Origin of the sequence: Acidaminobacter sp. JC074 (assembly GCF_022496765.1) — a bacterium.
Lineage (GTDB): Bacteria > Bacillota > Clostridia > Peptostreptococcales > Acidaminobacteraceae > JABXKX01.
In genome coordinates this window covers 169,751-186,492 of the sequence record NZ_VANV01000002.1, presented here as the reverse complement: position 1 = coordinate 186,492, position 16,742 = coordinate 169,751, and the positions used below count along the sequence as shown (strand labels likewise).

The 16,742-nt window shown below is 35.5% G+C and carries 17 protein-coding genes; 7 read left to right on the top strand and 10 right to left on the bottom strand.

Annotated elements, in window-relative coordinates; translation table 11 throughout:
• Positions 1-62: 62 nt before the first annotated feature.
• Positions 63-1,742 (bottom strand): EAL domain-containing protein, encoded by a 1,680-nt coding sequence (locus EZV73_RS02760; RefSeq protein WP_240838090.1) that lies wholly within the window; start codon positions 1,740-1,742, stop codon positions 63-65.
• Positions 1,743-2,121: 379 nt separating this feature from the next.
• On the opposite strand from EZV73_RS02760, the gene speB reads away from it, so the two are divergent.
• The 6 genes from speB to EZV73_RS02730 all read left to right on the top strand — a co-directional run bounded on the left by speB (position 2,122) and on the right by EZV73_RS02730 (position 5,972).
• Positions 2,122-3,024, top strand: coding sequence for an agmatinase (gene speB / locus EZV73_RS02755; RefSeq protein ID WP_240838088.1), 903 nt, complete (start codon positions 2,122-2,124; stop codon positions 3,022-3,024).
• Between the two features lie 48 nt (positions 3,025-3,072).
• Positions 3,073-3,831, top strand: coding sequence for an inositol monophosphatase family protein (locus EZV73_RS02750; protein ID WP_240838086.1), 759 nt, complete (start codon positions 3,073-3,075; stop codon positions 3,829-3,831).
• A 133-nt stretch (positions 3,832-3,964) separates the two neighbouring features.
• Positions 3,965-4,702 (top strand): DUF2807 domain-containing protein, encoded by a 738-nt coding sequence (locus tag EZV73_RS02745; protein ID WP_240838084.1) that lies wholly within the window; start codon positions 3,965-3,967, stop codon positions 4,700-4,702.
• 9 nt (positions 4,703-4,711) lie between these two features.
• Entirely contained in the window at positions 4,712-5,032 is a 321-nt protein-coding gene (locus EZV73_RS02740) for a hypothetical protein (RefSeq protein WP_240838082.1), read from the top strand.
• Positions 5,033-5,079: 47 nt separating this feature from the next.
• Positions 5,080-5,538 (top strand): LytTR family DNA-binding domain-containing protein, encoded by a 459-nt coding sequence (locus EZV73_RS02735; RefSeq protein WP_240838080.1) that lies wholly within the window; start codon positions 5,080-5,082, stop codon positions 5,536-5,538.
• An 8-nt stretch (positions 5,539-5,546) separates the two neighbouring features.
• Entirely contained in the window at positions 5,547-5,972 is a 426-nt protein-coding gene (locus EZV73_RS02730; RefSeq protein ID WP_240838078.1) for a hypothetical protein, read from the top strand.
• 43 nt (positions 5,973-6,015) lie between these two features.
• Here the strand turns inward: EZV73_RS02730 and EZV73_RS02725 are convergent, their stop codons facing one another.
• Genes EZV73_RS02725 through EZV73_RS02695 form a run of 7 tightly spaced genes read right to left on the bottom strand, consistent with a single transcriptional unit; the run spans position 6,016 to position 11,788 of the window.
• Positions 6,016-6,669 carry a HesA/MoeB/ThiF family protein gene (locus EZV73_RS02725; RefSeq protein ID WP_240838077.1) on the bottom strand — a complete coding sequence of 218 codons (654 nt, stop codon included), beginning with the start codon at positions 6,667-6,669 and terminating at the stop codon, positions 6,016-6,018.
• A 9-nt stretch (positions 6,670-6,678) separates the two neighbouring features.
• Complete coding sequence (locus tag EZV73_RS02720) at positions 6,679-7,290, bottom strand: TetR/AcrR family transcriptional regulator (RefSeq protein WP_240838075.1); 612 nt, start codon at positions 7,288-7,290, stop codon at positions 6,679-6,681.
• A 59-nt stretch (positions 7,291-7,349) separates the two neighbouring features.
• Positions 7,350-8,582: an MFS transporter gene (locus tag EZV73_RS02715; RefSeq protein WP_240838073.1), complete on the bottom strand. Its 1,233-nt coding sequence runs from the start codon at positions 8,580-8,582 to the stop codon at positions 7,350-7,352.
• A gap of 8 nt (positions 8,583-8,590) precedes the next feature.
• A complete protein-coding gene (locus tag EZV73_RS02710) occupies positions 8,591-10,321 on the bottom strand; it encodes an aldehyde ferredoxin oxidoreductase N-terminal domain-containing protein (RefSeq protein WP_240838071.1) in 1,731 nt (576 codons plus the stop codon).
• A gap of 11 nt (positions 10,322-10,332) precedes the next feature.
• Positions 10,333-10,566, bottom strand: coding sequence for a hypothetical protein (locus EZV73_RS02705; protein WP_240838069.1), 234 nt, complete (start codon positions 10,564-10,566; stop codon positions 10,333-10,335).
• Positions 10,563-11,423 (bottom strand): alpha/beta fold hydrolase, encoded by an 861-nt coding sequence (locus EZV73_RS02700; RefSeq protein ID WP_240838067.1) that lies wholly within the window; start codon positions 11,421-11,423, stop codon positions 10,563-10,565. Before EZV73_RS02700 ends, EZV73_RS02705 begins: the two co-directional genes overlap by 4 nt.
• Positions 11,423-11,788, bottom strand: a complete 366-nt coding sequence (locus tag EZV73_RS02695) for a hypothetical protein (protein ID WP_240838065.1) — start codon at positions 11,786-11,788, stop codon at positions 11,423-11,425. The genes EZV73_RS02700 and EZV73_RS02695 overlap by 1 nt, the downstream gene beginning before the upstream one ends.
• Before the next feature lie 241 nt (positions 11,789-12,029).
• On the opposite strand from EZV73_RS02695, the gene EZV73_RS02690 reads away from it, so the two are divergent.
• Positions 12,030-12,974 carry an alpha/beta fold hydrolase gene (locus tag EZV73_RS02690; protein WP_240838063.1) on the top strand — a complete coding sequence of 315 codons (945 nt, stop codon included), beginning with the start codon at positions 12,030-12,032 and terminating at the stop codon, positions 12,972-12,974.
• A gap of 29 nt (positions 12,975-13,003) precedes the next feature.
• Here EZV73_RS02690 and EZV73_RS02685 read toward each other — a convergent pair whose 3' ends face one another.
• Positions 13,004-14,365, bottom strand: a complete 1,362-nt coding sequence (locus EZV73_RS02685) for a glycoside-pentoside-hexuronide (GPH):cation symporter (protein ID WP_240838061.1) — start codon at positions 14,363-14,365, stop codon at positions 13,004-13,006.
• A 1-nt stretch (position 14,366) separates the two neighbouring features.
• Positions 14,367-16,646, bottom strand: coding sequence for a glycoside hydrolase family 2 protein (locus tag EZV73_RS02680; RefSeq protein WP_240838059.1), 2,280 nt, complete (start codon positions 16,644-16,646; stop codon positions 14,367-14,369).
• Positions 16,647-16,742 lie beyond the last annotated feature (96 nt).

Below are 16,742 nucleotides of genomic sequence, written 5' to 3'. Positions count from 1 at the left end.
TCTCATTATACCACATATGATAAGGAATCAGACCTAAAAAGATCCTACATATTCAGTAGGATCTATCTTTTATAATCTAATGCTTGTTCTTTTTTCATTGGTTTGGAATAAACATAACCTTGTATAAAATCAATCTCTAAGTACTTGCACATGTCAATCATTTCAACTGTTTCAATGCCTTCACCAACAAGTGTTAGATCATTATCATGACCAAGATTAACAATCGACTTAATAAACCTTGCTGCAGATTCATCGACCATAACCTCATTCATAATCTCACGGTCGATTTTTATCTCGTCTAGAGGCATCCTCAGCAGATTATTTAAAGAGGCATAACCAACACCAAGATCATCTAAGGCAATTTTAACACCATGATCTTTAAGTATGTTGATCTGTTTAACAGCATCTTCTCCCTTGTCGATCATCAAGCTTTCTGTAATCTCAATGATAACATTCGAGGTTTTTATACCGCTTTTATTTATAATGTCTAAAACTCTGCTTGCATAATCATGTTGAATGATTTCTACAACTGAAGCGTTTATTGAAATAGTGGCGTCTAACTTATGTTTTTCATTATATTCTTTTATGAACTGACACCCTTCTTTTAAGACAAACTCTCCTATAGAGATAATTTGTAGATTTTTTTCAGCAGCATCTATAAAGCTATCAGGATAAATCATGCCATATGTTTCGTTGTACCATCGAATCAAGCCTTCAAAACCTGTCACTTCATCATCTTCAATTCTAATAAGGGGTTGATACTCAACATAAAACTCATTATTAGCCAAAGCATTTTGAATGCCATTTTTAATAAAGAGCTTCTTGGTTACCTGATACTTAACATCTTCATCATAAAATACAGTCTTGCTTTCTACCTTGTCTTGGTCAAGCTCTAAGGCCAGATATGATTTATCAATAATATCAGCCCCTGATAAACCTTCCTCATGACTGAAATATATAACCGATGTATTGGCAACGATAGGGACAATAAAGTTCATACGTTCACGAAGATGTTCCAGTTTATTAAGGATTCTATCGATGGCTTCTTTTACAGAAGCATCATCTAAATGCTCCTTTAATAGTATAGCAAACTTATAAGATCCTAAACGATACAACTGAACTCTTTGATGATAACAACCCTGTACAAGCTCCATCCCCTTTATGATGACTTGGTTGGCAAACTCATAACCATAAATGGCAATCAACTGCTCTAACAGATAAAAGTCAAAGAAAATCAGCTTACCACTTTTATTATCTGTCATTAGTTCATTAAGATGTTCTTCTAACATCTTCTTATTATACATGCGGGTATCTTCATCTAAATAAGCCAGTTCAAACAACTTCTCATTGTAGGCTTTTTCGAGCGTAACATCATTATGGCACCCTGTCATAATAAGAAGTTGGCCCTCTTCATCAAACTCAGCCATACCAGTTGCCTCTATCCACCTGATTTCACCGTTTTTAGCAACAACACGATACTCAGACCTAAAGACTTCTCTTCTGTTTATAGTCTGAGTTTCTACATTATCAGTAAAGTGATCTTTATCTAATGGATGAACAATATTAATCCAGTCCGCCATAGTAGAATTATCTAAAGACAAATCGAACTGATCATAAAAATGCTTATTATAAAACTGAACTTTCTCATCAGGATACATCTCCCAAAGCCCCATATTGTTCATATCAAAAAGTTCTATAAAGTTGTTTAGCTCTCTTACCTTATTCTTATAATCTTTTTTCAATTTTATCTCCTATTAGTTGAATCAACTTATGAACTATATGCTATAAAGCCACCAGTGTCAACAGCTTCAACCAATTGTTTCAATTATTTAAATATTTTTATTTATAATCACTTATTATTTCACGAAAGGCAAATTATATTAGACTATTTTAGAACACATTATATATACCCACTCGCTCCTTTTTTAATTATAAGTCCAAACTAATTACCTTCTTTTTTTGGTCAAATTAGGTTAAAATAGTTTGAGAGGTTATTATGCAAATCATAAAAATGTGTTTGAAAAAGAAAAGGTATAAGTTAAACATACTTATTGGCTTTATGGAAGCCATCTCCATACGTTAGTTTTTGACAAACCATTACTAACTAAAAAGGAGAAGAAAATGAAAACAAGTGAAAAAATGATTCAAGAGGCAATTTGGGCTGGACTTAATGACCCATCAATAGACGATAAGGATGCAGATATCCTAGTTCTAGGTGTACCTTACGATGGCAGTGTCAGTTTTAGATCAGGAGCCAAGGATGGCCCAAGAGCTATTCGTGAAATAACCTATACCATCCCGCCTACTACAGAGCAGTTTAGAAGTCTTAAACCACTTAAGATAAAAGATCTAGGAGACATACAAGCCGAATCTAGAGATGATTTATTCAAGATAACGCGTACTAAAATTCAAGAAATTGTTTCAAGAGGTCAAAAGTTTACTGTCATAGGTGGCGACCATTCTATTACAATTCCTGTACTCCAAGGTATTAATGATGCCTTAGACGAGCCTTTTGGTATTATTCACATAGATGCACACTTTGATTTATGCGACACTTTAGAGGGCGACAGACTTTCACATGGGTCTACTGAAAGACGGGCTTTAGAACTTGAGAATGTGTCTAGAGAAAATATGTTCTTTATCGGTATCCGTTCCATTGAAGAAGATGAACTTGACTTTATTACAGATCATCCTGTCAATGTTGTAAGTGCTTATGACTTTGACAAGTTAAAGGTAGATGGTGTTTTAAAACATGTTAAAGACAAGCTTGGTCATCTTAACAAGATTTATATCACCTTAGACATTGACTGCTTAGACCCAGCTTATGCAGCAGGTACAGGAACACCTCAGTTTGGTGGTTTAACTTCAAGACAACTTTTAAACCTCTTAGAAGGATTGTTTGATCTACCTATTATGGGCTTTGACTTGGTTGAAGTTGCACCAAATTTAGACCCTGCTATGACATCTGTATTTGCAGCAAGGAAAATCATCACAGAATGCTTCGGGCACTTTTTATATAAGTAAACACTTCCCTATCTTATGATAGGGATTTTATAAGTAAAGGAAGGTCATATGGAAAACACACTAAAAATACTTACTGAATTAATGAAAGAAGTTGGTGCTTATCAGGTAGATAAATTTAAATCAAGAGCATTTACCTATGAAACAAAGTCTACTGAAATAGACATCGTCACAGAAGTCGACCAACAATCTGAAAAAATGCTTATCGAAGGTCTAAAAAAACACTTTCCTGACTATGGATTTTTAGCTGAAGAATCTGGCGAGCAGACCAGTCAAACTGAATATAGATGGGTCATAGACCCACTTGATGGTACAACTAATTTTTCAACAGGTATTCCCATCTTTGCGATATCTGTTGGACTTGAAAAGCATGATGAAGTTGTTTTAGGCGCGGTTTACGTACCCATCTTAAAGGATATGTATACAGCCCTAAAAGGACATGGTGCCCACAAAAATGGTAAAGCCCTATCTGTTAATGATTCAAAGAATTTAAGAACTTCTGTTATTGCAACAGGTTTTCCTTACGACCGTGCAGAAAACCCAGTCAACAATGTAAAAGAGATTTCTATTATGGCACCAAAAGTTAAAGGCATCAGACGTATTGGTGTTGCTGCCTATGACCTTTGTTTGGTAGCTGAAGGTGTCTTCTCTGGCTACTGGGAATACGGCTTGAAGCCTTGGGACTACGCAGCAGGCCTACTACTGGCTTTAGAGGCTGGTGCCAAGTACCAACCACTTACTAAAAGAGAAAACTCTATGATTGTTTGTAATGAACATATCTTAGAAGAAATGAAAAGTCATTTATTATAACCAAAGCATTTGCTTTGGTTTTTTTGCATCTTACTCCTATTTGTATGTAAGCTACTCTCTTCTTGTGACAAGCGCTCATTCAAACTGTTATAGTCATGTTACAAACAAAACAAACAATACAAGGAGTGAAAAGATGAAGAAAATAATTATTATGATGATCGTTACAGCACTAACACTTGTTGGCTGCGTGACCAAAGAAGACAAGAGACCAGGCCAAAACAAGGATGGTTCCTACACAGGTGTTGAAAGCATCGAAACAAGAGCCTATGATTTGAAAGACTTTAAGCATTTTAACATCTCAAATGATTTTGATACGACAATTGAAAAAGGTGATGCTTTTAAGGTAGAAGTCACAACGAATAAAGATGTTTTTGATAAGCTAGATATTAGCTCTTCATCAAATACTTTGACTGCTAAAAACATCAAGGATGTTTGGTTTAGAGAAACACAAATTTCTTTGACCATCACATGTCCGGAAGTTGTGAATTTCAACTTAGACAATGATGCAAAAGTTATGCTAATCGGTGCTTTTTCAACTAATGAAGATGTTAGTATCTCGAGTCAAAGTGATACAAGTCTTACAGGTGAGCTTTCATCTGCCAATCTAAGTGTTAGATCAACAAGCGATTCTAGGATCACACTATCAGGTACTACAAATGAGATAATTGTTACTGCTGAAAGTGACTCGAAAATTAACTTAAAAGATCTTATCGGGACAAATGCCTCAGTAACACTTTCAAGTGATGCAAAATGTGACATCAATGTAAGTGGAGAGATTACATTAAATAGTGAATCCTCACCTACTTTAAATGTTCATTCAGGTAAAGTAAACAAGCAGACGGTATCTGAAGATACCATTATCAATGAATAGGAGGTCATAATGAATAAAGAAACATTTGGCATCAACCTTCTAAGATTTCCATTTTTATTAATCATGGTAACAGTCTACTTATTCATTGGTCTCTTCTATAAAGTGTGGCATCCTACTTGGATGCTTCTTATACCAGTGCCATTTTATTATCACTATGCACTTTCAAGAGTTTATCCTCAGTTTAAAAAGACCTTATTTATTCTGCCACTCTTAACACTGGTTACATCAGTTTATGTTTTTATAGGAATGTCATACAGTTTGTGGCACCCAACATGGATGATATATTTACTAACTGTCCTTGTCATCTGGTTTATTTTAATCAAGAAATAGATGCTTACAATTTCATATAATTGTGTATATAATGATTAAGGGTGGTGATGATTCTGAAAGTCAAATTAATATGTCCCGAGGACAAAACAGACCTTTTAACAAAAGAACTTGAAGAAAAGGGTTTTACAATAGATGAAAATGCGGATTACATTTTCCTAGATAAGACTGTATCTGAAAAAAAATATATTTTCGCAAAGGATGCACAAAAGAACATCTCACTGATCGAGTTCGATCAAGTCATCTATTTCGAAAGCTTTAATAAAATTACTGAAGTCGTCACAAGCGATAAAAGACTTGAAGTCAAAGAAAAATTATACGAACTTGAGCAGATTTTGGTTATGAAAGACTTCATTAGAGCCAATAAATCAACAGTGATCAATATGCTTATGATTGAAAAAATCATCCCATGGATTGGCTCTAAATTTGTACTGGATATGAAAAACGGTGACCAAATAGAAGTCACTAGAACATACTTTTCTGATTTTAAGAAAAGACTAGGAATGTAGGAGGTCGCATGAAATCAATTATACGAAATATTCTACTTTACATGCTCATAAGTTTGATTTTTACAACACTTATTCTTTATATATACGATGGTAACTTCGACAACTTCTATGTTGTTATTCAAGGTACACTGCTCTTTACAGGTGTGGCCATCGTTTTAGAACAGATTATGATGGTCCTGTACACCAAAGTTAAAATACCATCTATTTTAAGGGTTCAACTCATCTTTGTAATTGCCTTAGCACTTTACTCTTTGGTAGTTTATATGGCAACTCCATGGCTTCTAAGAAAGATCTATAACTTGCCAGTATTTATGGTAACTTTCTTCCCCATGTTTCTCGGCTTTAGTATTTGGTTTGAAATTAACTTTCAAAAGACCACCAAAGCTTACAATAAGAAGTTGAATGATTTCAAAAAAAATAGACTTAACAACTAGAGGCTACTGCCTCTTTTTAAATATAAAAGGACCATAAAGGTCCTTAAAGTTTAACTTTCTGAAAATGATTATGAAGCAAATCAATATAAATCAATTCTTGTGTTTTTGCCCCCTTGTCTAGCAAGACCTTTACGGCTTCTGCAACTTGAACTGAGGCAACAAGACCAGGTGAATAAGCTGGTGTCCATTTAAAAGAAGATGGTTGGAGTAAAGTTTCCAAAATATTATCATTAGGATAAATGACAGCCACGTGACCAGACCATCCATTCACGGCACCATGGATCAATGGAATCCCTAAAGAGGAACAAGTCTTTTCAAGTAAGAGTCTGTCCTCAACATTATCTAAGCAATCAATAACTAAATGGCTGCCTTGCAAAAGTGTTTTGGCATTGATTTTCTTAAAATAATCCTTAACCGCAAGAAATGTAACCTGTGGATTGATACTTATGGCTCTTTTTTTTGCCTCATAAACTTTGGCTTCTCCTATGGTGAATATGTTTGATAGAAGTTGCCTGTTTAGATTACTCGTATCAAAGTCGTCACCATCAATTGCCTTAATCTGTCCAATCCCCAGTCTTACAAGCATTTCGAGTACATAACAACCTAATCCACCACAACCAACTACTGTTACATAAGAAGATCTTAAGCGCTCCCTTTCTTTTTTTGAAAAAGGCTTGTTTCTATTATAATCATTCATCTATGTCTCCTAATGAATCCGACTACTTTCTTGATTCAACTCCTTATAAACTTGTCTAATCAAGTCCTCATTTTCTAATTCGGAAATAGGCATCAAAATGTTACTCATAATCACAGACATCTGTTTTGGCGTATGTTTTTTTCCACTTCTAATCCATTCTAACATCACCATATAAACACCACCCAGATTCATTCTCATATAATACTTATAGATCTGTAGATCCTTGTGTGTAATGTCTTTATAGAGTTCATCAATGTTTTCTTCTGCTATGGACAAGAAAATATGGTGGCAGCCTGACTTCATCATCAGGTGGATAAAATCACTTTCGCGTGATATAACAGAAAATGTACCTTCTGCAATAATATCAATTCTCTCATGCCATGATTTATGCGATCGAATCGAAACCATTACTTCATGAAATGACTTCTGAAAGTACTGTCTGAAAATATCATCCTTATCAATGAAATATCGATAAAAAGTTGGTCTTGTAACGCCCGCTTTGTTGACGATATCGGTTATTGTAATTTTGTTATAGGGCTTTCTTGTCATCATAATTTTTAAAGCTTGGTAAATCCATTGTTTAGTTCTTATTGATTGTTTGCTCAGTAATGCTTCACTCATAGATTCTCCTACTATACTCTTCTTTCACTATACTTATATTATGACATATTTCTCTATTTTTACGCTACATTTTTTCGTTTGGATTCTTTCATTTTGCAGATTTTTCTATTGGAGATTGTCAATAAAACGACACCTAGAAGACTCAGCACAACTGACATACCATAGACTGAAGTATAACCAAATCCTTCTTGTATCTTACTACCAACAAAAGGTGCGAATGACATTCCTATAGATAATGCCGATATAATAATCCCAATTATTTGAGTATAAACTTCTCCCCCAAACATCCTTTGTACCAGTAAAGGAATTGGCACAGTAAGAAATACCATTGCCAATGCAAGTACAAGTGGAAAAATGTATTGAACTGTTGATACCGGTAAAACCATTAAGGATATAGATACCACAACCAGACAAGTTAGATTAATGCCTATAACTGTCCAGACACCAAATCGATCACTTAATCTTCCTAGTAAGACCTTAAAACCTGCATTTAAGCCAAACATAATTGCCCATAAAAAGGACACTCTTTGAAGTGATATGCCTGAATGATCCAAATAAGTTGGCACAGAATACATAACCATCTGTACTGAAATGGCAATTATCAAAACACCTATTGCAGTAAACCAGTAGGCATATGAGCTCATGACTTCCTTTACTGTTAATAGACTCTTAGTATCATTTGATTCTTCCATCGCTTTACCATAAGGACTTTGGTTTACAAGCTTTGGATCGGTCTTGATAAGTACAGCTGCCGGAACACCAGCAGACAAGATGATTACCGCTTGCACTAAAAAAGATGTCTGATAGCCATAAGAGGTAATTAAGTTGCCCACGATGGGACTCAAAATCATGCCTCCAATACCGCTAGCTGCGAAAATGATACCTAAAATCATACCACGTTTTTCTAAAAACCAATTAGATACAATAGCCGTAATTGGAATAGTCGTTGTAAAGGCATAGCCACACCCTATAAAAGCAGCACCTGCATAAACGAGTGTAATCGAACTTGATTGCGACATGATGATATAGCCTGAACCAACAAAGATGACACCTAAAACTAAAAGTCTTTTTATGCCTATCTTATTTACTAAAAAACTGTATATAATGTTCATCGTTAAAACACTGATGCCCATTGTAATTTGTATAATACTTACCCTAGACGTTGCGACACCCAAACCTTCGGAAATGGGTACAAAGTACATGGGAAGCGTTGCATTAAAACCCAGGATGGTTAAGAAAATCGTAAAGCAAAATACGACAATCCACCATCCATAAAATCTCTCTTTTTCCATACTAACTCCTATAATTTTGCCAAAGGATTATTTTCATTCGCCTTTTTAATGGCTGCATGAACATGTTTAAACAATCCTTGATCTACGTCAAATTTTTCTTTTGATACAGGTGATATCTCATCGTATAAAAATTGAGGTAAAGAATCACTTGTATCATCATAACCTGTATTTCTTGTAAATTCGTTTTCATAATAAAGTGTTGCTAGCCCTATCCCCATCATCCCATTAAAGTCAAGATCAAGGCCATATCGACCTTTAAATAGATTGGCTAAATGGCCAGGTCCTTCCGGATGGCTTAAGAAAGCGCCTGCAGTAAACAAACAAAATGTGTTATCAACAAATGCAAGTGAAATCTGAGAATTTATAGACTGCTCTATGGGTGAATCCCCTGGTAACCCAAGTGTAATGCCAGCAGTATGGTCTGCTCCCATAGCAGATGTTGCATAAGATACTCCGGTCCCCTTTGTTGCTCTTGGATCGTAAGCTGGAAATGCTTGTCCTCTAGCCACCGGTACACGACTTACCTTAAAATGTTTACCCACAGCATCAGCACCATCTCCAAGTATACGACCTGTGTTAATGCCTTCTTTCATTTCTTCCATTAGTGACATGGTTATATCAATGTCTCCCCATGGCACGATGCCTGCTTCCATAAGCACGCCAAGACCACATCCAATTTCAATGGTATCCACACCAATGTCATCACAGACTCTTGATATTTTGGCAATTGCATCTAAATCATATATATCACAGTTAGGTCCTAGAAGACCGACAGTTTCATATTGAAGTCCTGAGGTTATGTATGCACCATCTGAACCGTGATATCGATTTGAACATCTTACCACACAACCTCTTTGACAAGGTAGACCGGCTTTACCTCCATGTTTCATCAAGTTTTCATACAAGGATGGTCCATTGACCAGTGCAGTCCTCTCATCAGATTCCCCTCTAAAATTTCTAACAGGAAGACTACCTATGGCTGCAAATGTATCTAAACCACCTAATGTACCGAACTTGCTTCTCGCCTTAGCACTTGCATTACTTAAAACGATTTTGGCAAGTTCTTTTCTTGCACTGTCAAATAGTGTTTCATCCACATAAGGAGTATTGGCTTTTACCTTGGCCCTTTTGAGAACGATAGCCTTGATATTTTTAGAGCCCATTACCGAACCAAGACCACCCCTAGCAGCAGAACGCACTGGTTCATTTGATCCAAACTCAGAGAACATAATCGCACTTGATCTATAAGCTTTTTCGCCTGCGCTGCCAATGGTCATAATTGATATATCCTGTCCAAAATATTCTGTCAATTTTGCACATACCTCATAATTGTTAAGACCTTTATAATCGGCAGCATCTATAAAGTTGACCTGGCCTTTTTCATCGATATATATCAACTCCAGTTTTTCAGATACACCTTTGATATCAATCATTTTTATCCCATGTTCTGAAAGAAACTCAGCATAAGTCCCACCCGAGTTTGCCTCTTTAATTGTTTGTGTCATAGGACTCTTTGCACCAATTGAAACCCTGCTTGAAGTGGTCATCTTTGTGCCGGCAAATAAACCTGTAGTAATAATTAGATGGTTATCAGGTCCAAGCGGATCACATTTAGCATCAACCACATCCACCATTCGTTTAGCAATTAAGCCACGTCCACCTAATAGACTGTATTTAGGGTTAACTTGTCCATAAGATATTTGTAAAGTTTTCATATCTATTTCATATAATTTATTCATTAAGTACTCCTTTATCCGTTACATGAGATGCTGATAAAACTGACTGTATCATGGTCCTGCAAGTTGTATGAGACATCCACTCTTATTCCATTTACAACAGGAATCAGTCCTTTTAACTCATATGTTTCTAAGTCCATCTTCATCATAATATCAGTTATCGTACTCATAGATTCTAAATCTAAAGTTCCTTCAGAATCAAATACATGATTCTGAAAGAACTCCTTGTTAATAATCTTTATCTTCATCTGTTTTCTACTATCTCATTTAGGAAAGGCATTAAATAATTTTTAAATCTAAGATATGATTCAGTCATAGGGAAATGTCCTAAACCCTTCATCAAAGATCCTTTACAACCCTTGATTTCATCTGCTAACTTTTGACAAACTTCTGGTGGTGTTGCGAAATCGTATTCTCCCCATAAAAGGTATACCATACATTCTCTAGTATCAATTTGATCAGCCTTGCCTCTTAAATCATGATCAAAGGCATAATAATCAATATCTCCTGCAAATATACCTGGACCTCCCTGATTATAACAATATGCAATCTCTTGTTTAAAACGTTCTGGTACATCTGGCGCCATAGCTGAATACATACTATATCCAAGATAGTCACGGCCAATCTGAGGATTATCAGACAAATATCTTAATGTTGGCATATTTTCAGCCTCTGTGTATAAAGCAGCCTCAAGACCAATAACAGCACTAAACTTATCAGGATGATAGTATGCTAAATCTGCAGCCATATGACCACCCATAGAAGAACCCATAAATACAGGTTGTTCTAAATTTAATGCATCTTTTAATGCAAGGATATATTTCATAAAGAAATCTCTTTTCAATGAATACGTATCTTTCCACCACTCAATATTTAACGGTGGTAATGATTTGCCATGAAAAGGTAAATCATAAGCGATCAGTTTAAACTTACTTGTAACTTCTTCATCATTCATTAAAAACCTATACTGTCGAGAATCCGAACCAGCTGTATGTTGTAGCATTAAAGGAATGCCCTCACCCACCTCTTCTACATAACCTCGATACTGAATACCATCAATTTCTACATTTAAATATCTACCTGTTACATCTTCAAATTTACTCATTACATACCACCTTTATTATGTTCTTCTCGCATTAAAATAACTAAACGTTCAAAGCCTTGTAAATACTGTATCTGAGTAACTGGATTTATACTTTCATACTTCAATCCGTAGTTCATCGCACAAGATACCTGATGATAAAATGGTTTAGGAAGTGGTTTTAATACCTCTTGCCACACCGCCAAGTCACCTGACAACTCAATAGATGTTTCACATGGCTCAACTGGCGAAAGTTGTCCATTAGAAATCGCATAATAATGTTCTTCTTGACCAAAACCAACTTTTAAGGTTGCTTCTAAATACCTTAAGTTTCTTTTCAGTTCAGAATCTTGATTTGCCTTATCAAGAATAGTTAACATATCTATCATTACATTCTCCTTTATGTATAGTTAGACGTCTATTTCATCCTGTGCACAATTTAATTATGCGCCTAAAATAAACCTACAACAATAGGCCAAAGCCGCTTTATTACACATCAAAAAAAGTGTAATTTTTGACACAATTCCCGATTCGAGAACTTCACCAATGTTTTTTTGTTATTCATGTTGACAATTCATAATATCATGATAAAATTTAAGTAAACCGGTCTAAATAAAATAAGGAGGACAAATGTACAACACAAATCCCAGACTTGAATATTATGAGTCTAATCAAGCATGGAAGAAAGTAAACAACTTGTTACCAAAGTCGTTACAGATGAAAAAATTACCTAAAGAATCCTTTTGGAAATGGCGTGGCAATGCTATTCATGTTGAAAAATATGAGAATCCAAAGGCAAGTCACAGAATTTTTTTACATCACGGTGTCGGAACCAACAGTCGCCTATTAAATCTTATATTTGGTGAAAAAATGGCTCATCTAGGTTATGAAGTATTAGCAATAGATAATCTTGGTTATGGTATGACCAACTGCATACAAAGAGATGTGACTTACGATGACTGGGTTGACTGCTTTTCGGATTTTGTTAACGAACACTCCAAGGACGATAAGAAAGTTATACTCTATGGTTTAAGCGCTGGCGGTATGCTTACCTATCACGCTGCATGTAAACTTACCAAAGTGGATGGTATCATAGGCATGTGTTTTTTGGATCAAAGAATGTCTCTTATTAGAGAAGAAACTGCTATTTCAAAATCTATGAGTAAAATGTCCGTTCCCTTCTTAAGTACAGCATCCAAAATAGGGTTGAAAAGACTTAATTTAAAAATGAAACAAGTCTCAAAGATGTCTGCTTTGACTAACCATCCAGAGGCTTTGAAAATAATGATGAAAGACGAAACTTCTGGTGGTGGGAAAGCTCAAATCCAGTTCTTAAATTCTTATTCAAACTACATACCAGACATTGAACCTAAGAATTTTGAAAAATGTCCAATTTTATTGACTCAACCTGAAAAAGATAGGTGGACACCACTTCATCATTCCAAACTCAGCTTAAGAGATTTAAAATCAAATTTTAAGATTAAAGTCCTACCAGGAGCTGGTCATTATCCTATGGAAGAAGAAGGCATTAATGAGCTTGTTTCATCTTCTTTTCAGTTCATCCAAAGCATTTAAAGAGGCTGTATCATTGATACAGCCCCCCTTTAAGCGCTAATTGCCTCATCTACTTTTAATTTCATTTCAGGCGTTAAGTTCCAGATATAACGGAATGCTAAAAAGGCAATTAACATACCTGCTGCTGGAAATCCGATAGTCAGAAACTTAATACCGAACAAGGTTTGGGCAGATTGCATTTCAAGACCTTGTGTGTAGCCAACAATTGTAATACCCATACCTGCTATAAAACCTGCAATAGCCTGACCTGTTTTTCTTACAAAACTATAGGATCCATAGATAATACCTTCACTTCTTTCACCACAAAGATATTGGTTGTAATCAATGGTATCTGATACCATACCCCATATAAGCATGTTTGGTACAGTCATCATAAGCGAGCCTACAAAGAAGAAGCCTACATAAGTAAAAAGATTATCAGGTAAGAACATTAAGATGCCTAAGAAAACAGCAGAAACGACACTTGACAGTGAAACAACTTTTTTAGTTCCAAATCTTTTAACGACCTTAGATAAAACTGGTGCTAAAAACAGCATAGGAACCATCTGGATGACTGCTGTAATACCCATGGCTGATAAAGCGTCAAGATTTTCTCTAAAATAGAAGACACTCATTGCCTGATTGGTTAACATACCTGTTAACATGGCGATAGATGCAACTGAAACAGCAATAAATGGACGATTTTTTCTTAGTACCTTTACTGCAGAAATCAAAGAAACATTTTCATTTTTACTCTCTTTAACAGCTACTCTTTCTTCTAAAGTGAAGTATGTCACCAAATAACCGACAAAAGCTACCAGTCCCATAACAGCCATAGCTATCAGATAACCCTTTTGCTGGTCTGTTGCAAAAGAAGTTAAAAATACTGGTACAATAATCCTTGGTAAGATATTACCAACCATACCGCCCAATCCTCTTGCAACTGAAAGCGATGCTCTTTCCGATGGTTCTTGAGTCATAACAGCTGCAATAGAACCATATGGGATATTGATAAAGGTATAAGCCATTCCCCAGCCGATATATGTTACATAAGCCCATATAAGCTTTTGACCAGAGCCCAAACCATCCGGTGAGAAGAACATAAGAATTGCCATGATAACAACAGGCCATGAACCCATAAGTAAGTAAGGTCTGAACTTATCTACTTTTTTACTGGTCTTTTTCTTTAGTCTTTTTTTAAACATCTTATCTGTGAAACTGCCCATCATGGGATCGTTAATGGCATCCCACATTCTTGCTACAAGAAATAAGGTCGCAGCTGCAGCTCCAGTGATGCCTAAAACATCTACATAAAAAGATAATAGGAATCCAGCTGACATGGCAAATGTTAAACCATTTGCCATATCACCAATTGCATAACCAAATTTATTCTTAAAAGATAATTTTCCCATACTACACCTGCTTTTTTATCTGATTAAGTTCATTGTTAATCATGACAAGTAAAGCTTGTGGCATTGAATCTGGTTGCATACCAGCTAAAGTGTCTAGCGAAAAACCTTTTGCCATATTGAACATTGAGTGTTCAAACATAGGTGCTATATATTTTCTTAAGACTTCATCCCCTTCAGGATGATCAATGATATCACCTATCTTATCTTTAATTGAAAAGCAACCTTCATTAAAGATCATCTCCATAGACATGTTCACTTCGTCAGTAAACCAGTTCTTTACATTTTCACCATCAACCAAGTTAAATGCTGATGTATTTTCATCCTTTGGTAATACATAGTCCATATTCATTTCATGAACTTTATTAAATACAGTCTTATCAGATAAATCACCAGCAAATGCTTCTATTAAATTTTGACCTTCTGCTAATAAAACATCGAAATAATAAACTGTGTCTTCTCTTTTGCCAAGTGAGATTTCCTGACCATTGTGTGTCAGTTTTACATCATCTTGGTTAGAATATACTTTTACAGTAATTTGATCTAGGTGTCTGTCTACAAATCTCTTAGAAGTGATGTGAAGCATTGGCTTATCAGACCACATTGACTGATAGAAATAGAAAGCGTCTTTTCTAGTTTTTCTATCAAAAGTTACAAGACCCTTGTTGTTCATGCCTTGGACGCCACCTTCGTCTCTCATATCTGATCCAAAGTCAAACATATTCCAAACGTAAGTACCCCAGATAAAATCATACTGGTTAAAGATTTTTAATGTTTTCTCATGATAAATAGCATGATATTCTTCTGTGTAGTCCTTTACTTTTGGCTCGTCTGAATGCCAGTTTAAGATTCCCTCAGCACCATATTCTGAGATACCGAAAGCCTTATTTGGGTTGATTTCTCTAAACTTCTCTATAAAAGGAATAAACTCTTCTGCTTCACCAACATACCAGCCATAATACTTGTTCCATGCTACTGTATCTGTCGCGTAGTGTGCCGGATCATCTTCCTGAATCATCATTACTTGAGCTTGAGTTGTCACTCTAGTTGTATCTTCTTCCTTAACAACATCATGAATTTCCCTTGCAATTTGCTCAAGAGGTTTTTCCTCACCAAACATACCAACTTCATTTTGAACACCCCACATGACAATTGATGCATGGTTATAGGATTGTCTAATCAGTTCTCTCATTTGAGAAATAGCATTAGAAGCTGTTGCGTCTGTATCAGAAGTTTTAGAAATGTATGGGATTTCTGCCCAAACAACCATACCTTCTTTATCACATAAGTCGTAGAAGAACTGATTATGTTGATAATGTGCTAATCTAATTGAGTTAGCACCCATCTCTTTTATAATAGCCATGTCCTCTAACTGGTGTTCATGCGTCAAGGCATTACCTGCTTCGGCTCTATCTTGATGTCTACTGACACCATTTAACTGAAGACGTTTGCCATTTAAGAAAAAGCCTTTTTGTTCATCAAATTCAAAATATCTAAGACCGATCATGATTTCCTCAGTATCAAGAATGTCACCGTCAACCTTTAAATATACCAAACACTTATATTGGTATGGATTTTCTACACCATTCCAAAGTACAGGATTTTCAATTAACATGTCCATTTCAATGGTATCTTGACCAGAAACTGTTTTAGAAATCTCATCCGATAATACAAGCTTGCCATCTGCATCGTACCAAGCAGCTTGAACTGAAACTTCTTTTTCTTCATTCGCGCATACTAGTGCTTTTACATTCACTTTTGCATATGTATCTGTCACATCATTTTGGCTGATATATACGCCAGTTGATGCCAAATCCATTTTATTAAAATGCACATCATTTGTATAAATAATATTAACATCTCTATAGATACCACCATAGAATGTGAAGTCAGCAAATAATGGGTATACTGTTTCATCATGGCTGTTGTCAACTAATACCTCTAGTTTGTTTTCTTCCGATACAAGCTCAGTAATGTCGTATCTAAATCCAGAGTAACCACCTTCATGTCTGCCTAAATGTTGGTCATTCAGATAAACATCGCAAATGCTGTTGACACCTTCAAAGTCCAAAAAGATGCTTCCTTGGTGCTTCGAATCAATATCTAATTTCTTAAGATACCAAGCTTTGCCTCTATGATAATCATTGCCACCTGATACACCATCAATGTTGTTCCATGTATGCGGTAACTCTACCAAGCTAAAATCTTGTGAAGATAAATCTTGTCTCTCTAAATCTTTTAATAAAAACTGCCACTCACTGTTAATACAAACTTTTTTACTCATCTTACTGCCTTTCATATAGATAACGTTTTCCTTTTACTATATTAAGTATAGCTTGACTCAACAAAGCATTTCATATACGATGGTGATATCAATATA